Origin of the sequence: Lacrimispora sp. 38-1, assembly GCF_049890855.1 — a bacterium.
Classification (GTDB): Bacteria; Bacillota; Clostridia; order Lachnospirales; family Lachnospiraceae; genus Lacrimispora.
Genome location: NZ_JBANEW010000095.1, coordinates 209,539 through 231,401 on the forward strand (window position 1 = coordinate 209,539; position 21,863 = coordinate 231,401).

Annotated in this window: 16 protein-coding genes; 14 read left to right on the forward strand and 2 right to left on the reverse strand. The window is 43.3% G+C overall.

What is annotated here, in order from left to right:
* Positions 1–8 precede the first annotated feature (8 nt).
* The 12 genes from rpoC to V7D18_RS24775 all read left to right on the forward strand — a co-directional run bounded on the left by rpoC (position 9) and on the right by V7D18_RS24775 (position 17,987).
* A complete protein-coding gene (gene rpoC / locus V7D18_RS24720; protein WP_426158413.1) occupies positions 9–3,668 on the forward strand; it encodes a DNA-directed RNA polymerase subunit beta' in 3,660 nt (1,219 codons plus the stop codon).
* 143 nt (positions 3,669–3,811) lie between these two features.
* Positions 3,812–4,687: a carbohydrate ABC transporter permease gene (locus tag V7D18_RS24725; RefSeq protein ID WP_426158415.1), complete on the forward strand. Its 876-nt coding sequence runs from the start codon at positions 3,812–3,814 to the stop codon at positions 4,685–4,687.
* A complete protein-coding gene (locus V7D18_RS24730; RefSeq protein WP_426158417.1) occupies positions 4,677–5,510 on the forward strand; it encodes a carbohydrate ABC transporter permease in 834 nt (277 codons plus the stop codon). Before V7D18_RS24725 ends, V7D18_RS24730 begins: the two co-directional genes overlap by 11 nt.
* Before the next feature lie 17 nt (positions 5,511–5,527).
* Positions 5,528–8,026: a hypothetical protein gene (locus V7D18_RS24735; RefSeq protein ID WP_426158419.1), complete on the forward strand. Its 2,499-nt coding sequence runs from the start codon at positions 5,528–5,530 to the stop codon at positions 8,024–8,026.
* Positions 8,005–9,102, forward strand: a complete 1,098-nt coding sequence (locus V7D18_RS24740; protein ID WP_426158421.1) for a glycoside hydrolase family 88/105 protein — start codon at positions 8,005–8,007, stop codon at positions 9,100–9,102. Before V7D18_RS24735 ends, V7D18_RS24740 begins: the two co-directional genes overlap by 22 nt.
* Before the next feature lie 18 nt (positions 9,103–9,120).
* Complete coding sequence (locus tag V7D18_RS24745; RefSeq protein ID WP_426158535.1) at positions 9,121–10,035, forward strand: AraC family transcriptional regulator; 915 nt, start codon at positions 9,121–9,123, stop codon at positions 10,033–10,035.
* Positions 10,036–10,115: 80 nt separating this feature from the next.
* Complete coding sequence (locus V7D18_RS24750; protein WP_426158423.1) at positions 10,116–11,378, forward strand: ABC transporter substrate-binding protein; 1,263 nt, start codon at positions 10,116–10,118, stop codon at positions 11,376–11,378.
* Between the two features lie 198 nt (positions 11,379–11,576).
* Positions 11,577–11,996, forward strand: a complete 420-nt coding sequence (gene rpsL, locus V7D18_RS24755) for a 30S ribosomal protein S12 (RefSeq protein ID WP_104439475.1) — start codon at positions 11,577–11,579, stop codon at positions 11,994–11,996.
* Between the two features lie 177 nt (positions 11,997–12,173).
* Positions 12,174–12,644, forward strand: a complete 471-nt coding sequence (gene rpsG, locus V7D18_RS24760) for a 30S ribosomal protein S7 (RefSeq protein WP_097002557.1) — start codon at positions 12,174–12,176, stop codon at positions 12,642–12,644.
* 15 nt (positions 12,645–12,659) lie between these two features.
* On the forward strand, positions 12,660–14,780 hold the full coding sequence (gene fusA, locus V7D18_RS24765; protein WP_426158426.1) for an elongation factor G: 2,121 nt from the start codon (positions 12,660–12,662) through the stop codon (positions 14,778–14,780).
* Positions 14,781–14,932: 152 nt separating this feature from the next.
* Positions 14,933–16,126, forward strand: coding sequence for an elongation factor Tu (gene tuf / locus V7D18_RS24770; RefSeq protein WP_426158428.1), 1,194 nt, complete (start codon positions 14,933–14,935; stop codon positions 16,124–16,126).
* Between the two features lie 187 nt (positions 16,127–16,313).
* On the forward strand, positions 16,314–17,987 hold the full coding sequence (locus V7D18_RS24775; protein WP_426158430.1) for a DUF5722 domain-containing protein: 1,674 nt from the start codon (positions 16,314–16,316) through the stop codon (positions 17,985–17,987).
* Between the two features lie 180 nt (positions 17,988–18,167).
* Here V7D18_RS24775 and V7D18_RS24780 read toward each other — a convergent pair whose 3' ends face one another.
* Together V7D18_RS24780 and V7D18_RS24785 are read right to left on the reverse strand one after the other, a co-directional pair.
* A complete protein-coding gene (locus V7D18_RS24780; protein WP_426158432.1) occupies positions 18,168–19,466 on the reverse strand; it encodes a S8 family peptidase in 1,299 nt (432 codons plus the stop codon).
* A 145-nt stretch (positions 19,467–19,611) separates the two neighbouring features.
* Positions 19,612–20,088 carry a hypothetical protein gene (locus V7D18_RS24785; RefSeq protein ID WP_426158434.1) on the reverse strand — a complete coding sequence of 159 codons (477 nt, stop codon included), beginning with the start codon at positions 20,086–20,088 and terminating at the stop codon, positions 19,612–19,614.
* Between the two features lie 172 nt (positions 20,089–20,260).
* Here V7D18_RS24785 and V7D18_RS24790 point away from each other — a divergent pair, with 172 nt between their 5' ends.
* Together V7D18_RS24790 and V7D18_RS24795 are read left to right on the forward strand one after the other, a co-directional pair.
* On the forward strand, positions 20,261–20,995 hold the full coding sequence (locus V7D18_RS24790) for an N-acetylmannosamine-6-phosphate 2-epimerase (RefSeq protein ID WP_426158436.1): 735 nt from the start codon (positions 20,261–20,263) through the stop codon (positions 20,993–20,995).
* Positions 20,985–21,839 carry a MurR/RpiR family transcriptional regulator gene (locus V7D18_RS24795; RefSeq protein ID WP_426158438.1) on the forward strand — a complete coding sequence of 285 codons (855 nt, stop codon included), beginning with the start codon at positions 20,985–20,987 and terminating at the stop codon, positions 21,837–21,839. Before V7D18_RS24790 ends, V7D18_RS24795 begins: the two co-directional genes overlap by 11 nt.
* Positions 21,840–21,863: the final 24 nt, after the last annotated feature.

A 21,863-nucleotide genomic window follows, 5' to 3' on the forward strand; every position in this document is an offset into this window, starting at 1 on the left:
AACCGCTCATGCCTGAAAATAATGAAACTTACCACCCGATGACATTTGATGCCATAAAGATCGGTCTGGCATCTCCGGAGAAAATTCTGGATTGGTCCCACGGTGAGGTAAAAAAGCCTGAGACGATTAACTACAGAACATTAAAACCGGAAAAAGACGGTTTGTTCTGTGAACGGATTTTCGGACCAAGCAAGGACTGGGAATGTCATTGCGGCAAATATAAAAAGATCCGGTATAAAGGCGTTATCTGTGACCGATGCGGGGTTGAAGTAACAAAAGCCAGCGTCAGAAGAGAGCGTATGGGTCATATCCAGCTCGCTGCCCCTGTTTCCCATATCTGGTATTTTAAAGGAATACCAAGCCGTATGGGTCTGATCCTTGATATTTCCCCGAGAACACTGGAGAAGGTACTGTATTTTGCCTCTTACGTTGTTCTGGATGCGGGAAATACAGGCCTTCAGTATAAGCAGGTTTTATCAGAGAAAGAATACCGGGAAGAAGTGGATAAGTACGGTTATGGTTCTTTCCGCGTGGGAATGGGTGCTGAAGCTATTTTAGAACTCCTTCACTCCATAGATCTTGAAAAAGATTCTGCGGATTTAAAGAAGGGCTTAAAGGACTCAACCGGACAGAAGCGTGCCAGAATTATCAAGAGACTGGAAGTTGTGGAAGCATTCCGCAACTCCGGTAACTTACCGGAGTGGATGATCATGACAGTTGTTCCTGTTATTCCTCCGGATATCCGTCCTATGGTACAGCTGGACGGCGGCCGTTTCGCCACTTCCGACTTAAATGATTTATACAGAAGAATTATTAACCGTAATAACCGTCTGGCCCGTCTTTTAGAGCTTGGCGCACCGGACATCATTGTCCGGAATGAAAAGCGTATGCTTCAGGAAGCAGTTGATGCATTGATCGACAACGGCAGACGCGGAAGACCGGTAACCGGACCAGGAAACCGTGCCCTAAAGTCTTTATCCGATATGTTAAAGGGTAAACAGGGACGTTTCCGTCAGAACCTTTTGGGTAAGCGTGTTGACTACTCTGGCCGTTCCGTTATCGTAGTAGGACCGGAACTTAAGATCTACCAGTGCGGTCTTCCAAAAGAGATGGCGATAGAGTTATTCAAGCCTTTCGTTATGAAAGAACTTGTTTCCAATGGTACTGCACACAATATTAAGAATGCAAAGAAGATGGTGGAACGTCTTCAGACAGAGGTATGGGATGTTCTGGAGGATGTAATCAAAGAGCATCCGGTTATGTTAAACCGTGCGCCTACCCTCCACAGACTGGGTATCCAGGCGTTTGAACCGATTCTGGTAGAAGGTAAGGCAATTAAGCTTCATCCTCTTGTTTGTACCGCATTTAATGCTGACTTTGATGGGGACCAGATGGCGGTTCATCTGCCTCTTTCCGTTGAAGCCCAGGCAGAGTGCCGTTTCCTTCTGCTCTCTCCGAATAACTTATTGAAGCCTTCCGATGGTGGCCCTGTTGCGGTACCATCTCAGGATATGGTCCTTGGTATCTACTACCTGACACAGGAACGGCCTGGTGCCAAGGGAGAAGGAATGGTTTTCAAGAGCATAAACGAAGCAATTCTTGCTTATGAAAATCAGGCAGTTACCCTTCATTCCAGAATCAAGGCAAGAGTCAGCAAGAAAATGCCCGATGGCACCGTGCTGAGCGGAGTTGTAGAATCCACAGTGGGACGCTTCATTTTCAACGAGATCGTTCCTCAGGATCTTGGCTTCGTAGATCGATCCATTCCAGGCAACGAGCTTTTAATGGAGGTCGATTTCCATGTAGGCAAGAAGCAGTGTAAGCAGATCCTTGAAAAAGTTATCAACGTTCACGGAGCTGTACAGACCGCTGAAACTCTGGATGACATTAAGGCAATTGGCTATAGGTATTCAACGAAGGCAGCCATGACTGTATCCATTTCCGACATGACCGTGCCGGAGAGCAAGCCGAAGCTGATCGCAGATGCGCAGGCAACGGTTGACCAGATTGCAAAGAACTTCCGCCGTGGTCTTATCACAGAGGAAGAGCGTTATAAAGAAGTAATTGACACATGGAAATCCACTGATGATCAGCTGACTCATGACCTGCTGACAGGTCTTGATAAGTATAACAACATCTACATGATGGCCGATTCCGGAGCCCGTGGTTCTGATAAACAGATCAAACAGCTGGCAGGTATGCGTGGACTTATGGCAGATACAACTGGTCACACCATCGAGCTCCCCATCAAGTCCAACTTCCGTGAAGGTCTTGACGTATTGGAGTACTTTATCTCTGCTCACGGTGCCCGTAAGGGACTTTCCGATACAGCGCTTCGAACTGCCGACTCCGGTTATCTGACCAGACGTCTGGTAGACGTATCCCAGGATATGATTATCCGGGAAATCGACTGCTGTGAGGGTAAGGATATTCCGTTTATGGAGATTAAGGCATTTACCGATGGTCAGGAGACGATTGAGAGTCTGGAAGAGCGTATCACAGGAAGATTTATTGCAGAAACCATTACTGATCCGGATACAGGCGAAGTGATAGTAAAAGCAAATCATATGTGTACTCCAAAACGTGCAGCTGCCGTTATGAAAGTACTCAATAAGCTGGGCCGTGATTCCATTAAGATCCGCAACGTCCTTACCTGCAAATCCCATATGGGTGTCTGCGCAAAATGTTACGGAGCCAACATGGCAACCGGACAGCCGGTTCAGGTAGGTGAGGCTGTCGGAATTATTGCAGCTCAGTCCATCGGAGAGCCTGGTACACAGCTGACCATGCGTACGTTCCATACCGGCGGTGTTGCCGGAGGCGATATTACACAGGGTCTTCCCCGTGTCGAGGAGCTTTTCGAGGCACGTAAGCCAAAGGGTCTTGCAATCATTGCAGAATTCAGCGGTGTTGTTGCCATAAAAGATACGAAAAAGAAACGTGAAATTATCATTACTGAGAATGAGACAGGTAATTCTAAGACCTATCTGATCCCTTATGGTTCCAGAATCAAGGTTCAGGATGGTCAGGTACTGGAGGCCGGTGATGAACTGACAGAAGGTAGTGTAAATCCTCATGACATCTTAAAGATTAAGGGTGTTCGTGCCGTACAGGATTATATGATCCAGGAAGTACAGCGTGTATACCGTCTGCAGGGTGTTGAGATTAATGATAAGCATGTTGAGATGATCGTAAGACAGATGCTTAAGAAGATCAAAATAGAAGAGAGCGGGGACAGTGATGTTCTTCCGGGAACTTCTATGGACGTTCTTGACTATAATGATTTAAATGAAGCGCTTCTTGCAGAGGGCAAAGAGCCGGCAGACGGAAAGCAGGTAATGCTTGGTATCACCAAAGCATCTCTGGCTACCGATTCATTCCTGTCAGCTGCTTCCTTCCAGGAGACTACAAAGGTTCTTACGGAAGCTGCAATTAACGGTAAAGTGGATCATTTAATCGGATTAAAAGAGAACGTTATCATCGGTAAACCGATTCCTGCCGGTACAGGTATGAAACGCTACCGTACCATTAACTTAAGCACAGATGCTGCTTTTGAGGAAGATGATGAGATCCTTTTAACTGAAGATGATGAGATTCTGTTATCGGATGACAGTTTCGATGATGCAGAGGAGATTTTAGCCATCAGCGAAGGTGAAATAGAAGAATAAGAATGAAGATGCCCTGACAGGCTATGTCTGTCAGGGCATTTTTTCTTTTATGGAAAAGACAATAATCTATAATATTTGCATAATTAAACTTGATTTTTTACTTTTTTTTAATGCTATAATCATAAAAAAAGGAGGTAAAAACAATGAGGAAGTTTGAGCGGAAGGCATTTCCTTATCTGATGCTTGCTCCTACTTTATTTATATTCGGCCTGTTTTTGTTCTTTCCGGCATTAAATGGGTTGTGGATATCATTGACAAAGTGGGATGGAGTTAATCCCCAGATATTTGTGGGGATCAGGAATTATATCAAGCTGTTTTCAGACCGGGGATTCTGGGATTCTTTTCTCCGTACCATTTTCTTCACCGGGGTATCAGTTCCTCTGGTGTATGTATCAGCTATGGGACTGGCGCTGCTGCTGTCAGGTGCCAGAAAAGGAAATGATTTCTTTCGGGCTGTATTTTACTGGCCAACGATGATTTCCAGCATTATCGTTGGACTGACCTGGAGGTTCCTTCTGGGAGAAGAATTCGGGGTAATCAATTATCTTCTTACTGTTATGGGACGATCTCCGGTTAAATGGCTTACGGATCAGAATTATTCCATGGCAGTGGTAATTTTTGTGACTGCATGGAGCATGTCCGGTTATTATATGGTCATGTTTATATCCGGTATTAAGGCAATTTCCGAGACTTATTATGAGGCAGCAAAAATTGACGGGGCGGGGTTTTTTCACCAGTTCCGCTATATTACACTGCCGCTTTTAAAACCGACCAGTCTTCTGGTTCTGGTTTTATCCACAGTTACCATTATAAAAACATATCCTTTGGTATATGCTCTCACCCAGGGCGGACCTGCAGGTGCTACCAAATTTATGGTGCAGACGATTCAGGAAACTGGATTTGAGAAAAACCAGATGGGGTATGCCAGTGCGATGACGATGATCCTGTTCGTGCTGCTGGCAATGTTTACAGTGGTACAGTTTAAAGTAAACAGGGGAGGTGAGCAGGATGCAGACTAAGAGCAGAAAATATTTCTTAAGCGGAGTAACATGGGTAATTCTGCTTATTTTATCCTTTTTATTCCTGATGCCAATTCTTTGGGTGATCGGCTCTTCTTTTAAAAGTACAGGGGAACTGTTTTCCTGGCCGCCAAGCCTCATTGGAAAGAATCCATCCTTTTCCAATTACCAGAAGGCATTGGAGGAGGGGCGTTTCGGCATCTATTTTCTCAATACAGTATTTACCAGTGTTGCTGCCACCTTTCTTACCATTGTGGTGAATGTGATGTCGGGATATGCTTTTGCAAAATACCGGTTTAAGGGAGATAAAATTTTATTTGGCATCGTACTGGCAACCCTGATGATTCCGCTGGAGGTCATTATGATTCCCATATTCAAGGTAATTGTGGCAACCGGTCTTTACAACAGCTTATGGGGACTGATTATTCCAGCCGTAGCGTCGCCGACTGCCGTATTCCTGGTAAGACAGTATTACGTGGGGATTCCTGATGCCTATATGGAAGCAGCAAGAATTGACGGAGCTTCGGAAACCAGCATTTTAACGCGGATTATGCTGCCTCTGGCCAAGCCGGTAATTTCTGTGCTCTGCATTTTTTCCTTTATGTGGAGATGGAACGACTACCTCTGGCCAAAGCTGGTCATCAACAGTAAGGAGCGCTACACCATACAGCTTGCGCTTGCAAATTATTCCGGTGAATACTCGGTTGACTGGAACAGCCTTTTAGCCATGTCAGTTATATCAATGATTCCGGTAATTATTGTGTTTGTAACTCTGCAAAGCCACATCATTGGCGGTATGACATCCGGCGGAGTCAAAGAGTAAATGGGAGGAAAGAAAGCATGAAATACTTGGAATATCCGCTGTTTGCGGAAGGATTTGTCAATCGCTTCCTCATAAGCGAGGTTCATACCCAGATCCGGGAATTTACCAGATCTACCTTAAACGGCAGGGTGAACGAATGGCTGAAGAAAGGATTCGCCATTCATGAAAATCCGTGTCGCAGGGAATTTGTTGAGGAACGGAGACGTGAAGTTCCCGAATATCCTGATTTTGCAGAAATGAAAAATGGAGATAAACTGAAACAATACTTTCCATTTGGGAATCCGGGAGTGGATGCATCAGGTTTTTATTACCGCCCGACTTATTTAAGGATGTATGGCTTTACCATGCTCTGGTGTGATAGGAAAGAAACCATAGATTTTGAACTGGAGACATGCGGGGGATTAACGGTCTGGGTTAATGAGCAGCTCATCTGCGATTTCACACCATTTACCAGAAATATGGTAAAGAAAACGGTGGTTTCCATTCCTCTTCTAAAAGGGGAAAACTCACTTGTGGTGTGTCTTGATGACCTGGCGGAGCGTGATACGGATTACTATTTTCGAATGAAACGGCTGGGAGGAGCAGATTTAAAAATTCTCATCCCTGTTAAAGAAGAGGTAAATGAGGGCATTTTAACAAAAACAGAGCAGATGTTAAACGCAATGAGCTTTGATAAAGAAGCTTATATCAGCGAACTTCTGAAAATGAATCTTAATAATCCGTTTGATACTTCCCTTGACCTGGAGATCGTTGTAACACCGGGTGAATTTATTGAAAAAATGGAACATTCGTGGAAGCTTATAGAAACCAGAAAATACACTATGAAGCCTGAACAAAAGGGGCTGGAATTGTTCCATTCAGATGACATTTCACCGGGATACTATTATTTTACTGCTGTAGTTACCTGTCAGGGAATCTGCATAAAGAGAAAAATAGGAAATCAGCTGGTGAGAGAAGAATTTCTTTTAAGCGGAAATGAAGATGGCAACGTACGCAAAAAACTGGCATTAGACGCAGTGATCCGCTTTGCACCGGACAATACCTATAAGGCGGCAGCTTTGCTTTTTATGAACCGGGAATACCAGCGGGCAGAAACCATTTTGCTGGAGGAACTGGAGGGAGTCAGAAACAGAAAGGACTGTTCAGATTTTCATTTTATCATCATGATTTATATTTACCGGGTTTTTAACAGCCGTATTTCTGATGCGCTAAAGGAAGCTTTGGAAGAAGCCATGGTAAATTACAGATACTGGATTGATGAGCCGGGTGACGATGTGATGTGGTTTTTCAGTGAAAATCATGCTCTCCTGTTCCATTGCTGTCAGTATTTAACCGGATCCTACCTGCCTGAACGCACTTTTATTAACAGCGGCAGAACGGGGGCAGAGGTAAAGGCAAGGGGAGAAGAGCTGCTTCATCAGTGGTTTGACGACTTTTTCCGGGAATTCATTACAGAATGGAATTCCAATGCTTATATTCCTGTGGATGTACTTGGAATCGGTACCCTTTACAATCTGACTGATGAAGAAAATTCTCTGCATAAAAAGGCAGAAAAGGCTCTGGATATGATTTTTTATTCCCTGGCAGTCAATGCCCATAAGGGAGCTGTGATGACGAGCTTTGGCCGCAGCTATGAAAAGGAAATGAAGGGAAACTATAATGCGGGAACTACCTCTCTGCTTTATGTTGCCTACAATGAGGGCTACTTAAACAGAGCGTGTATTGGATACATTCCTCTTGTACTTGGAAATTATCAGCCCCCAGAGGAGTATAAAAAGTATGCTGTTATAAAGGAAGATGAAGAGATGATTTTTCAGAACACCCAGGGATTTGAAAATCATGTCAATCTCTATCTTTATAAAAACAGCCGTGCCCTTCTGTCAACAGCTGTGGGTTTTAAACCTTTTCAGAAAGGATATCAGGAGCATATTTTACAGGCAGCGTTAGATGAGACAGCGCAGCTGTTTATCAATCACCCGGGGGAATCATTTCCATATGGAAGCGGAAGACCTAATTTCTGGGCGGGTAACGGAGTGCTTCCGCTGGGCGCACAATTCGAAAATACTGCAGTTTTAAGATATCATATTGAGGAAGAAGAGCGGATCGGTTATACTCATGCTTACATTCCCATCAGTGCATTTTCCCGTTATAAGGGCGAGGAGGGGGTAGTGGTACTGGAAAAGGATGGAGCCTATATTGCCGTAAAGGCCCTTCAGGGACTCGCCATACAGGAACACGGACCGAACCAGTTCCGGGAATTCATCAGCCAGGGCAGAGACAATGTCTGGGTGGTACGGGTAGGATGCCTGGGAGAAAACCAAAGTCTGGACGATGTCTTACTGGCTTTTAAGAATCTTGGCATCACCATGAACGGAAACAGTACTCTTGTTACGGATGAAAAAGGGACAGAGTATCTTCTTGAGACAGAAAACATATTAAAGGTCAACGGGGAAACTGTTTACCATTACCCGGAAACAGTAGAAGGCACAATCAGATGGAGGAACAGGACGACGTGATAGATTTAAAGACATTGGAAGAAAAATTAAACCTGGTATCAGAAAAGATGATGGTTTTAAGAAATAATGGAATGAAGGAAATATATCCAATCAGCCTGATTGATTTTAACTGCTGGGAATGGCCCCAGGGAGTGGGTATATTCGGACTTTATAAATATTATGAAGTCAGTCAGAAAAAGGAGATTCTGGATTTTATAACTGACTGGTATGACAATCGGATCAGGGAAGGGATACTGGAGCATAATGTGAATACCACATCTCCCATGCTCACACTCACTTATCTGTATGAAAAAACCGGCAAACCGGAATATCTGGAGTTTATCAGGGACTGGTCTGACTGGATTATGAAGGACCAGAAACTGATCCGGACAGGAGATGGCTGCTTTCAGCATATGATCACAGGAAGTGCCAATGATAACGAGATACTGATTGACACGCTGTTTATGGCAGTTTTGTTTCTGGCCAGAGCCGGTAAAATCCTTGGACGGAACGATTATTATGATGAGGCAGACTATCAGATCCTTTCTCATATCAAATATTTGTTAAATAAAGAAGAGGGACTGTTTTACCATGGTTTTAACTTCAAGAGAAATGATAACTACGGTGAAGTTCTATGGGGAAGAGGAAACTGCTGGTATACGATTGTGATCATGGAGTTGCTGGAAGACATTCCTGTGGCTGAAGGCCTGAAACGGTATTTTTTAAATGTATATGAAAACCAGGTAGAGGCACTGAAACGTTATGCAGATCCGGAAACCGGCTTATGGCATACCATCATAAACGATGATTCTTCCTATATAGAGATATCCTGCAGTGCTGCATTCCTGTATGGCATCATGAAGGGAGTGCGCCTTGGAATATTAAAGAAAAAAGATTATCAGGAATTAATTGAACGGGGAATGAATAATCTTTTGAATTACATGGAAGAAGACGGGACTGTTAAAAATGTTTCCTACGGGACTCCAATCGGACTGAACGGAGAATTTTACAAGACAATACCGTGCTGCCCGATGACCTATGGACAGGCACTTATGATTTTAGTGCTGCAAGAGGCCATGAATACTTACTGGCATTAGAAGGGACTGGTTGTGAAGATGAAAGAACGGGTTTTTTTTGAAGAATTTGACTCATTGTATTATTTCCATGGAGGCTCTGAAAACTGGGCAATGCAGGGGTTCCATTTTCACAACCAGTATGAAATTATCCTGTTTCTCACTGATGGAGCTTTAATGGAAATTGGAAACCGCACTTACCATGTGAGATCGGGAGACTTATTTCTTATTAACAATAAGGAATATCACCGCACCAGCTGCGGAACAGAAAAAACTTATCACAGATATGTTCTCATGTTTGAGCCGGAGCTGTTAAGCCATATGGCAGAGGTGTTCCATTATGAATTTTCACGGTTCTTTGAGAACCGCCCCGATCCATTTCTGCATCGTCTCCATTTAGGAGGGGAAAATCTTCGGAAAGTGGAAAAGCTTTTTGAGAAAATAGAACAAAGCATTCATTCGGAAAACAGGGACAGGGCGGAATCAACCGTGAGAATTAAGCTGTCCATACTGGAGCTGATTGCTTCTGTCAATGAGATGTACCAGTTCTTTATGGAAAAAGAAAAAAATAAACCTGCTCAGGAGTTTGAAGAAAAGCTGGAAGAGGAATTTAAGGATCCGGTCCTTTACCGGGAGAGAATTGAGCAGTTGAAGAAGTACATTGCATCTCATGTAGAAGAACGGCTGGATTTAAATGAGATTTCCCGCAGATTTTATATGAACCGGTATTATTTAAGCCATTATTTCAAGAAAGAAACGGGATTTACTCTGACCCAGTATATAGCAAATCAGAAGATTATTGCTGCAAAGGCTCTTTTAAAGGAAGGACACTCTGTTACCGATGTTGCACTTGAGCTTTCTTATAACAGCGACAGTCATTTCATCTCTGTATTTAAAAAAATGACCGGAATTACACCGAAAAAGTACGCCCAGTCAAAAGAAAGCAAAAAAGAATGATTTCATGTCTGAAATATGAGGTTTTTGTTCTGCTGTAAATGATAAAATGAACGTACTAAATAACAAAGGAGAGGTGTTTTATGAAAAAAATGATATCTTGGCTGCTTATGGGGGCATTGGCGCTTGGAACTTTAACAGGCTGTTCCGGCGGGGGAAAACAGGCAGAAAGCAAAGAGAAGAAGCTTGATGTTGTGTGGTTCAGTGACAACAAGGAAGGAGAATCTTTCATGAAGCTTGCTGATGAGTACATGAAAGAGCATCCGGACATTAAAATCGAGCTGATTGAGGTTCCTTATTCTGATCTGGAGAGCAAGATTAAGAACATGATCAATGGAAAGGAAGCTCCTGCTATTGCCAGACTCACTAACTTAGGGCCGTTTCAGAACCAGCTGGTTGATCTGGGGCAATACGTTTCAAATAAAGATGAGTTTGTAAACAGCTTTGGGGAAGGCCTGAAATTTGTTTTTGATGACAAGGTGCTGGCAGCGCCTATGGATGTAACCGCCAATGGACTTATTTATAATAAAACCGCTTTTGAAAAGGCAGGTGTTTCTGTACCCCAGTCAGAGGATGAGATCTGGACATGGGATGAGTGGAAGGCAGCCATGAAGACAGTAATGGAAAAAGGAGGCTGCAAATACGGTCTTGTATATGATAAATCGCCTCAGCGGTTTTCAACTCTTCTTTACCAGGCAGGCGGCGGTCTCTTAAATAAGGAACTGAATGCTGCAGATTTCAATACGGAAGAAAATAAACATGCAATACAATTTTTTAAAGATCTTCATGATGAAGGAATTGTACCTTCCTCTGTATGGCTTGGCTCTGAAAACCCGAACAATTTATTCCGCACCGGTCAGGTAGCAATGCATTTTTCCGGAAGCTGGATGATTGCCAATTACAAAGATCAGATTACTGACTTCCAATGGGGAGTGACCTATCTTCCAAAAGAAGCAGTACGCTCTTCCGTACCAGGAGGAAAGTATCTGGCTGCTTTCCAGAATACAGGAGTGGAAAAGGAAGCGGCAGAATTCATTGAATGGATCTCTAAGGCTGAGAATAACGCGAAGTACTGTGAAGAAAACAGCTACTTATCTCAGGTAAAAGGAAATGAGAGTTTAAACTATGCCTTTGGCAAAGAATATTTTAATATATTTTCAAAAGAACTGGCTGCGACTTCATCACGTCCGGGAGCAGAGTGGGGGTATCAGGCTCTGACCGGGGCTGTTCAGGGAGATCTTCGCGACAAGCTGGTGGAGGTTCTTGCAGGTAAGCAGTCAGTTGATCAGTATACAGAAGAAATGGATGGTCTGATTAACGAAAAGCTGAAAGAATTGAAGGAATAAAAATAAAAAAATCCGGACTGCCGTAAATTCCTGTTGCGGCGGTCCATTTTTATGCAGATATATCTAAAAAAGAAATCCTTGACAAAAAAAAACAATATGTATATAATGATTAGGCGTGCATAAACGCGTCATGTTTTTGTGCGTAAATTAAGCTGAAGATGACAGCAACCACAGACAATATCACAGGAGGTGAATGGAATGCCAACATTTAATCAGTTAGTAAGAAAGGGAAGACAGACAGGCGTTAAGAAATCCACAGCACCAGCTCTGCAGAAGGGTTACAACTCTTTACAGAAGAAGGCGACTGACATTTCTGCTCCTCAGAAGAGAGGCGTTTGTACAGCAGTTAAAACTGCAACCCCTAAGAAACCTAACTCTGCTCTCAGAAAGATCGCCAGAGTTCGTCTTTCAAACGGAATCGAAGTAACAAGCTATATCCCAGGTGAGGGTCACAACCTTCAGGAGCATAGCGTTGTTTTAATTCGCGGCGGTAGAGTAAAAGACTTACCAGGTACCAGATATCATATCGTTAGAGGTACACTGGATACTGCAGGAGTAGCGAACAGAAGACAGGCTCGTTCCAAATACGGTGCTAAGAGACCTAAAGAGAAAAAATAATTAATACCACACATTTGAATTTCTAGTGCCGGACTTTAGATATTGAACCTGTAGGTTGCAGGATTATATAGATAGAAACCGAGCGCGAACGCAACTTCAATGTTTGTGAGTACCGAGGATCTAATGAATAGCTGTTTATTCGTATGAAAAGACGGCGATATTAAGGAGGGAAGTAACGTGCCACGTAAAGGACATACTCAAAAAAGAGACGTATTAGCAGACCCGCTTTACAATAACAAGGTTGTTACCAAGTTAATTAACAACATTATGTTAGATGGTAAAAGAGGTGTTGCTCAGAAGATCGTATACGGTGCATTCGGCCGTATCGAAGCAAAAGCCGGCAAACCAGCCGTTGAAGTCTTCGAAGAAGCGATGAACAACATTATGCCTGTACTTGAGGTAAAGGCAAAACGTATCGGTGGAGCTACTTATCAGGTACCGATCGAAGTTAAACCAGAGAGAAGACAGGCATTGGCCCTGAGATGGATCACTCTCTACTCTCGTAAAAGAGGAGAGAAAACTCAGGAAGAGAGACTGGCAAATGAGCTCCTTGATGCTGCTAACAACACTGGTGCAGCTGTAAAGAAGAAAGAAGATATGCACAAGATGGCTGAAGCAAACAAGGCATTTGCTCACTACAGATTCTAATAGGAGGAAAAAGCTTTGGCTGGAAGAGAATATCCATTGGAAAGAACCAGAAATATTGGTATTATGGCCCACATTGATGCAGGTAAGACTACATTAACCGAGCGTATCCTCTATTATACTGGTGTAAACTACAAAATCGGTGATACTCATGAAGGTACTGCAACCATGGACTGGATGGAGCAGGAACAGGAAAGAGGTATCACAATTACTTCAGCTGCTACAACCTGCCACTGGACCATGCATGAGAACACCAAGGTAAAACCAGGTGCGTTAGAGCATCGTATCAATATTATTGATACTCCAGGACACGTTGACTTTACTGTTGAAGTAGAGCGCTCCCTTCGAGTTCTCGATGGTGCAGTCGGCGTATTCTGCGCAAAGGGCGGTGTTGAACCACAGTCCGAGAACGTATGGCGTCAGGCTGATACCTACAACGTACCCCGTATGGCATTCATCAACAAGATGGATATCATGGGTGCAAACTTTTTTGGTGCAGTAGAGCAGATCAAGACCCGTCTTGGTAAGAATGCTATCTGCATCCAGCTTCCAATCGGAGCAGAAGATGAATTCAAGGGAATTATCGATCTGTTTGAGATGAAAGCATATATCTACAACGATGACAAGGGTGATGATATCTCTATTGTTGATATCCCTGAGGATATGAAAGACGATGCAGAGCTTTACCGTGGAGAGTTAGTAGAGAAGATCTGCGAATTAGATGATGATCTGATGATGCAGTTCTTAGAGGGTGAAGAGCCTTCTGTTGAAGAATTAAAGAAAGGTTTAAGAGCTGCAACCTGTGAGTGCAAAGCCATTCCTGTATGCTGCGGAAGCGCATACAGAAACAAAGGCGTTCAGAAACTCCTTGATGCAATTCTTGAATTTATGCCAGCTCCTACAGACATTCCTTCTATCAAGGGTGTTGATATGGATGGCAATGAAATTGAACGTCATTCTTCTGATGAAGAACCGTTCTCAGCACTTGCATTTAAGATCATGACTGACCCGTTCGTTGGAAAGCTTGCGTTCTTCCGTGTATATTCCGGTATTATGAATTCCGGTTCTTATGTACTGAATGCAACAAAAGGCAAAAAAGAGCGTGTTGGACGTATCCTTCAGATGCATGCGAACAAGAGAAGTGAGTTAGACAAAGTATATTCTGGTGATATCGCAGCAGCTGTTGGTTTTAAAGTTACCACAACTGGTGATACCATCTGTGATGAACAGCATCCGGTAATTCTTGAATCCATGGAATTCCCAGAGCCAGTTATCGATATCGCGATCGAGCCAAAGACCAAAGCTGGTCAGGGCAAGATGGGCGAAGCTTTGGCAAAGCTTGCTGAAGAAGATCCTACATTCCGTGCAAAAACCAATCAGGAAACTGGTCAGGTTATCATTTCCGGTATGGGTGAGCTTCATCTTGAGATCATCGTTGACCGTCTGCTTCGTGAGTTTAATGTAGAAGCAAACGTAGGTGCTCCTCAGGTTGCTTACAAAGAAACCTTTACAAAGCCAGTTGATGTTGACAGCAAGTATGCAAAACAGTCTGGTGGACGTGGTCAGTACGGTCACTGTAAGGTTCGCTTTGAGCCGATGGATGCCAACGGCGAAGAACTGTTTAAGTTCGAGTCAGCTGTTGTCGGCGGTGCTATTCCGAAAGAGTACATTCCTGCAGTTGGGGAAGGTATTGAGGAAGCAACCAAGGCTGGTATTCTTGGCGGATTCCCTGTAGTAGGTGTAAAAGCTACTGTATACGACGGTTCCTACCATGAAGTCGATTCCAGTGAAATGGCTTTCCACATTGCCGGTTCCATGGCATTTAAGGATGCGATGAACAAGGGTGGTTCCATTCTTCTTGAACCGATCATGAAAGTGGAAGTAACTATGCCGGAAGAATATATGGGCGACGTTATCGGTGATATCAACTCCCGCCGTGGCCGTATCGAAGGTATGGAAGACATCGGCGGCGGTAAGATGATCAAAGCATATGTTCCGCTTTCCGAGATGTTTGGTTATTCCACAGATTTACGGTCCAGAACCCAGGGCCGCGGTAACTTCTCTATGTTCTTTGAGAAATACGAGCAGGTACCGAAGAATATCCAGGAAAAAGTTCTTACAGAGAAAAAGGGCAAATAATTCCTAACAGGTTCCACTGGATTCCGGGCTGTGAAGTCCGCCCGGAATCCCTCAAATAGGCTTGAAAATAGTGCACAAATAGCATATAATAAAAAACAGCCTAACATAAAATTAAGCTCAAAAAGAGCATAAATTAAGGAGGACGTTATAAAATGGCTAAAGCTAAGTTTGAAAGAAACAAAACCCATTGTAACATCGGTACCATCGGTCACGTTGACCACGGTAAAACAACTTTAACAGCTGCTATCACAAAGACACTTCATGAGAGATTAGGTACTGGACAGGCAGTAGCTTTCGAGAACATCGATAAGGCTCCAGAAGAGAGAGAGCGTGGTATTACTATCTCTACTTCTCACGTTGAGTATGAGACAGAGAAAAGACACTATGCACACGTTGACTGCCCAGGACATGCTGACTACGTTAAGAACATGATCACTGGTGCTGCTCAGATGGATGGCGCTATCTTAGTTGTAGCTGCTACCGATGGTGTTATGGCTCAGACAAGAGAGCACATCCTGCTTTCCCGTCAGGTAGGCGTTCCTTACATCGTTGTATTCATGAACAAGTGCGATATGGTTGACGATGCTGAGTTACTTGAGTTAGTAGACATGGAAATCCGTGAGCTGTTAAACGAGTATGAATTCCCAGGCGATGATACACCAATCATCCAGGGTTCTGCTTTAAAGGCTCTTGAAGATCCGGCTGGTGTCTGGGGCGATAAGGTTCTGGAATTAATGGCTGCAGTAGACAGCTGGATTCCTGATCCTGTTCGTGAAACAGATAAGCCATTCTTAATGCCTATCGAGGACGTTTTCTCCATCACAGGACGTGGTACTGTTGCTACAGGTAGAGTAGAGCGTGGTACATTACATGTATCTGATGAAGTTGAAATCATTGGTATCCATGAAGAGACACGTAAAGTTGTTGTAACCGGTATCGAAATGTTCCGTAAGTTACTTGACGAAGCTCAGGCTGGTGATAACATCGGCGCATTACTTCGTGGTGTTCAGAGAACTGAAATCGAAAGAGGACAGTGTCTTGTTAAACCAGGTTCTGTAAAATGCCATAAGAAATTTACAGCTCAGGTTTACGTTCTGACAAAAGATGAAGGCGGACGTCATACTCCTTTCTTCAACAACTACAGACCTCAGTTCTACTTCAGAACAACTGACGTAACTGGTGTTTGCGATTTACCAGCTGGCACAGAGATGTGTATGCCTGGCGATAACGTAGAAATGTCTGTTGAACTGATCCACCCAATCGCTATGGAGCAGGGTCTTCGTTTCGCTATTCGTGAAGGCGGACGTACAGTAGGTTCAGGTAGAGTTGCTACTATCGTTGAATAATTAAATTTAAAAGCCGAGCCCTTTGTTTATAAGGGTTTCGGCTTTTTTATTATACAGGATTAAAGTCTGCATTTCTTTGCCTTAAGGTTTTATTACAAATACGTAATAAAAACGTTATTGTAAAAATGAGGGAAATTAGGTATCATTGTAGGGTATCTGATTATGACTGCATGGAGGGAATGCGAAGATGAAAAAAATTAAATTAAGCAGAGTCTTTACCGGACTTTTGGCGGCTGGATTTTTATGCTGTGCCTCTGCTTTCGTTTCGTTAGCGGATGAAGTATTTTCGGATGATCAGGCTGTAATCCAGTCCTGTCTCGTTAATTCGGATTTAACCAGCGTAACAGTAAAAGTTTCTAATCACGCACCTGCTCAGGGAACTGACGGTGTACTTTATCTGGTGGAGCTTCAGCCCTATCAAAACAGTTTGGAAGGAAGAACTGATTATGCAGCAAAAGCATCTTTGGGAGATTCTGCCGCATTCACTTTTTCATTAAACCGTAATACGTTACAGGACAGGCTGTACAGTAAATTTGTTGTGGCAGTCTGGGACGGCAGCAAATACATACCTGTCAGCAAGCCTCATTACATTACCAATCCGGAGGCAGTGGCTGCAAACAAGAATAAATTTAGTGATCCTCTTACAAAAAAAGGCTTGAATATTCAGCTTAATATGCTGGGAGATGCATTTGAACTGGGAGTGAAGCATGTTGCAACGAATATTTCATTCCATCAGATTCTGGGTCAGGGAATTGATTATCAATATGATGGCAAGACTTATCATTTTGATACCAATGCCATTAAGAGTTATGATGAGACAATCAGTGCTCTTTCAGGAAAAGGCATGACGGTAACTGCTATTATTTTGAACGGCTGGAATGATTCGGCTCCTGATCTGATTTATCCGGGAACCAAGAAGAGTTCCAAGGCATTCTATTATATGTTCAATTCTGCTACCCCAGAGGGATTTGAACAGACAAGAGCTATCGCATCATTTCTTGCAGAGCGTTATAACGGAACCAATCCCAAGTATGGAAAGATATCCAACTGGATTATAGGAAATGAAATTAATAATCAGCAGTGGAACTATGTGGGGGCCAGGGATTTAACCAGCTATGTCCAGGCCTATCAGAATGCATTCCGTGTATTCTATACTGCAATTAAAAGCACCAGCGCCAATGACAGAGTTTATTACTCACTGGATTATAACTGGAATAATGAGATTGATAATAAACTGAAATACGGCGGCAGGCAAATAGTTGATTCGTTTAATTCCATTGCCAACGAACAGGGACAGATGGACTGGGGATTATCCTATCATCCATATCCATGCCCCATGACAGAACCGGAATTCTGGGATGATGATAAAACCGGACTGATTAAGAACGATTTTAGTTCTCCAGTTATTAATTTTAAGAATTTAACCACTTTGACTGATTATATGGCTCAGGACTGCTTGAAATCCCCCACTGGCGAGGTTAGGCACATTATACTGACTGAACAGGGATTTACTGCAAAGACCCAGTCGGGAGAAGATGTTTCCCAGATACAGGCTGCAGCTTATGCTTATTCTTATTACATGGTTGACAGCAATCCTTATATTGACGCTTACATCTTAAGCCGTCAGGTTGATGCTCCGCTGGAGGTAAGAAGCGGTCTTGCCTTTGGACTTTGGGCCTGTGACATGAATAAGGGAGATGATATTGTGGCAACAAAACGGCGCAAGATCTGGCAGGTGTTCCACGATATAGATAAGAAAAAGAGTACTTTGGAAACGACTGAGTTTGCCAAATCCATAATCGGAATACAGAAATGGTCCGATGTGGTTCCCAACTTCAAATGGAAATCATTAGAGAAATAAATGTGCAGCTGTCATGAATATTCATGGCAGCTTTTTCATTTATTCGAATTTTAACAATTATGAAACACAAGAGTGTCATCAAATATATTATACTATAACGGGTTGGACACAAAGGGATTGCCAGATCCTGCTATAGGTTATAAAAAAAATGCACAGCTTATCACTGCGCAGTTTTTTAAATTAATGCCAGTTCAGGGCACTGAAAGCATCCAGAAGCCCTCCGCTTGCAACTTTGCCTGAAAGTGTATCCATCTTTCTGCTGGAGTTTAAGATGATACTTTTTACGTCACCCAGGTTTATATCTGTCCGGTAGGAATAGAGCATGGCTGCAACACCTGTCACCATAGGAGCAGCCATGGAAGTACCGCTCATATATCCATAGGAATTATCTGGAATTGTACTTAAAATATAAGTTCCGGGAGCAGCGATATCCACACTTGCAGCTCCATAATTGGAATCCTTACTCAATGTTCCGTCAAACAGGATGTTTGCCACAGATATAATGTTGTCATATGGAAGGGAGGCAGGATACACCGGATATTCATCCGTATTATAACCAAGACCGGATACCCCTCCGTTGCCGCAGGAAACAACAAAAAGCATTTTGGAATTCTTGATTGTCTGGGCAAGTTCTTCACTGTATCCGGTTGTTCCCATACTTAAATTACAGATAGAAGCGCCTTTTTCTTCTGCATAGTGGATGGCTTTAATAACGGCGGCAGGAGAACCCACTCCTTCTTTTCCTCCCAGTGCTTTTAACGGCATAATTTTTACGTAATTATTATCCGTAATGCCGGCTATTCCATGGGCGCCTCTGGCGGCGCTGATGGTTCCAGCTGCATGGGTCCCGTGACTGTCCTCGCTTCCGGAGAAGAGCTTATTACTGTTTGAATAGAAATTCCAGCCATGAATATCATCCACATAACCATTGCCATCGTTGTCAATGCCGTCTCCGTCTGTCTCACCCGGGTTAGTCCAAATGGCATTATGCAGTTCCTGATGGCTGATATCAATACCTGTGTCAATGATTGCAACTATAACGGATCGTTTGTTTTGAGCCTGATCGTAGAGGGCCCAGGCCGGCTGAATGTCAATGTCGACACCTGGAACTGCATGGGTAACTTTCGCTTCATAGTTGCCGGGACCTGGTTTGGGAATTGTCAGACCGCCTCCGCTGTTAACTTCACTATATAGATTATCTACATACTTAAATTTCTGCTCCAGTTCGATGAGACGAAATTCCCCGTCATTTTTCAGACCCCACTGATAAGTGGAAAACTCGTCAGACGGAGAGAGATTGTTCAGTCCGGGTCCCAGTGCCATAACATGTAAGTCTTGTCCCTGATCTTTTGAAGATATATGAAGCGGTTCACCTGATGCGTCTGATCTGCCGTCCGTTAACTGGGGATTCATCCAGAGTGAATACCCTGCAAATAGTATTGCGAGGGACAGACATGCAGCGCGGATTATCTTTTTCATGATTTTTTACTCCTTATAAAATAAACTATCTTTGCGATTTCCTTATTATATCATAAACCCTACGCTGTTTGCTGTAAAATTATGTGAAAATAATATTAATTTTTATTATGAAACAGCCCGGCATAATGCCGGGCTGCTGATCGAATCATTCCTCATCGTCAATTTCAGGATTTTCTGTATGTGAACTGTTGTTTTTCTGATTATTTTCTGCCTCTTTTAAAGCAGCCCGTCTCGCCAGCTCAGCATTGGCCTCTGCCTGTGTGATGGTCCCTTCATCAACAAGTGTACTGATTTCTTCTTCTGTCAGGCTGGTTAAAACTTTGGTGGACTTTGTACTGTCTGTAGATGAAGTTTCTGAAACACTGGAATCGGCTGGTGCAGGCGGTGCCTGCATTTTCTGTTGATATGCCCTTCCTTCAGGACTGATTTCCAGCGTATCAATATTTTGAGATGTGCTTTGAACTGCGGTTTCAAAGGTCTTATCTGTCGCAGTTCCCGCCGCTGTTATCTGTGCGCTTTCTGCGGCTGCCTGTTCCGCCGCCTTTTTATCCTTTTCCTTTTGCAGTTGAAGCTGCTGCAGCTGGTCGTAGGATGATGAACCGGATACTCCTGATAGCTCCATTCTCATTTCCTCCTTAGTGTAGAATATATCAGAAGTATAACACTTATTTGTGTTCACACACTGAAATTAACCTGAAAGAATAAATAAAATACAACCGTCTCTTACCGCTTTTTATTGAAATATCTTTTTCATCTGTGATATGATTACTTTGGTTAGAACAGGAGGAAGGTTAATGGATAAAGCAGTATACAGCCTTCTGGCAGGAGGATTGATTGTATCGTGTCAGGCGCTGCCGGATGAGCCTCTTTTCAGCTCTTATATTATGTCCCGTATGGCCTATGCAGCCATGGAAGGCGGAGCGGCTGGTATCCGCGCCAATACCATATCTGATATACGTGAAATAAAGAATACGGTGGACTTGCCTATAATAGGTATTATAAAACAGAAATACAAAGGTTCTGAGACAGTTATTACGCCAACCATCAGAGAAGTGGCAGCTTTGGTTTCAGAGGGGGTAGACATTATTGCCATGGACTGCACAAGAAGACTACGTCCGGATGGACAGAAGCTGGAAGATTTTATCAAAGAAATCAGATCAAAATTTCCGGATCAGCTTTTCATGGCGGATTGTTCCGATTACGAGGAAGGGATGCTTGCTGCCAGTCTGGGAATTGATTTTATCGGAACGACCTTAAGTGGTTATACCCAGTATACCAGAAATGCGGTTCTTCCAAATCTGGATCTGATAAAACGGCTTTCTTCTGACAGCGGGAAATCCGTGATTGCAGAAGGTGGTATTAAAACCCCGGAACAGTTGAAAGAAGCATTCAAAGCGGGCGCATGGGCGGCAGTGGTTGGAAGTGCCATTACAAGACCAAGAGAGATAACCCGTGATTTTATAACCGGTGCAAAGTGCCGCACTGGAGGAAAAACAGATAAAAGGGAGAGACGGAGTGATGAAAGGTGATTTTTTAACCAAAATTCGTGCAGAATATAATCAGTTTACAAAGGCTGAGAAAAAGGTGGCGGATTATATTCTTCAAAACTACAGAGAGGTGTTGTTTATGTCAATTACTGATCTGGCAGAAGCTTGTGAAGTGGGAGATACCAGTGTATTTCGCTTTTGTAAGACTTTGGAGTTGAAAGGGTATCAGGAATTTAAAATGCAGCTGTCTTTAAGTCTGCATGATGAAACCACCGGGCAGGGGCGTTTAGAGGGAGACATCAGCCTTAAGGACTCTTTTGCAGAGGTATCAAGGAAAGTACTCAATACAAATATGAGTGCACTTGAAGAGACATACTCGTTATTAAATGAGGAAAGCTTTGACCGTGTAATCCAGTGTCTTCATGAAGCAAAGAGGATTTGCTTTTTTGGAGTGGGAGCCAGTATGCTTTCTGCCATGAAGGCTGCTAATAAGTTTTTAAGGATTGAACCCAAGGTATCCTGTGTGTCTGATTCCCATATGCAGGCAATGGTAGCTTCCATGATGGGAGAAGGAGAAGTGGCTGTCATATTTTCCTATTCAGGCGCAACAAAGGATACCATTCATGTGGCAGAGCTTGCAAAGAAAGCAGGAGCTGCGACCATCTGTATCACCCGGTTTGTAAAGTCACCTCTTACCTCTTTTTCTGATGTAACTCTGCTTTGCGGAGCCAATGAAGGACCTTTGCAGGGAGGATCTACATCCTCGGAGATCAGCCAGCTTTTTTTAATTGATTTAATGTATACGGAATATTACAGAAGATATTTTGAAACCTGTAATCAGGTCAATGAGAGGGTATCTTCGTCTGTACTGGATAAAATGTGCTGATAGATATGCAGGAAAGAGAGGCGA

Excerpts from the sequence above, each read along its gene's own strand:
- rpoC (WP_426158413.1), top strand. The coding sequence starts at position 9 with ATGCCTGAAAATAATGAAACTTACCACCCGATGACATTTGATGCCATA.
- V7D18_RS24725 (WP_426158415.1), top strand. The coding sequence starts at position 3,812 with ATGAGGAAGTTTGAGCGGAAGGCATTTCCTTATCTGATGCTTGCTCCT.
- V7D18_RS24730 (WP_426158417.1), top strand. The coding sequence starts at position 4,677 with ATGCAGACTAAGAGCAGAAAATATTTCTTAAGCGGAGTAACATGGGTA.
- V7D18_RS24735 (WP_426158419.1), top strand. The coding sequence starts at position 5,528 with ATGAAATACTTGGAATATCCGCTGTTTGCGGAAGGATTTGTCAATCGC.
- V7D18_RS24740 (WP_426158421.1), top strand. The coding sequence starts at position 8,005 with ATGGAGGAACAGGACGACGTGATAGATTTAAAGACATTGGAAGAAAAA.
- V7D18_RS24745 (WP_426158535.1), top strand. The coding sequence starts at position 9,121 with ATGAAAGAACGGGTTTTTTTTGAAGAATTTGACTCATTGTATTATTTC.
- V7D18_RS24750 (WP_426158423.1), top strand. The coding sequence starts at position 10,116 with ATGAAAAAAATGATATCTTGGCTGCTTATGGGGGCATTGGCGCTTGGA.
- rpsL (WP_104439475.1), top strand. The coding sequence starts at position 11,577 with ATGCCAACATTTAATCAGTTAGTAAGAAAGGGAAGACAGACAGGCGTT.
- tuf (WP_426158428.1), top strand. The coding sequence starts at position 14,933 with ATGGCTAAAGCTAAGTTTGAAAGAAACAAAACCCATTGTAACATCGGT.
- V7D18_RS24775 (WP_426158430.1), top strand. The coding sequence starts at position 16,314 with ATGAAAAAAATTAAATTAAGCAGAGTCTTTACCGGACTTTTGGCGGCT.
- V7D18_RS24780 (WP_426158432.1), bottom strand. The coding sequence starts at position 19,466 with ATGAAAAAGATAATCCGCGCTGCATGTCTGTCCCTCGCAATACTATTT.
- V7D18_RS24785 (WP_426158434.1), bottom strand. The coding sequence starts at position 20,088 with ATGGAGCTATCAGGAGTATCCGGTTCATCATCCTACGACCAGCTGCAG.
- V7D18_RS24790 (WP_426158436.1), top strand. The coding sequence starts at position 20,261 with ATGGATAAAGCAGTATACAGCCTTCTGGCAGGAGGATTGATTGTATCG.
- V7D18_RS24795 (WP_426158438.1), top strand. The coding sequence starts at position 20,985 with ATGAAAGGTGATTTTTTAACCAAAATTCGTGCAGAATATAATCAGTTT.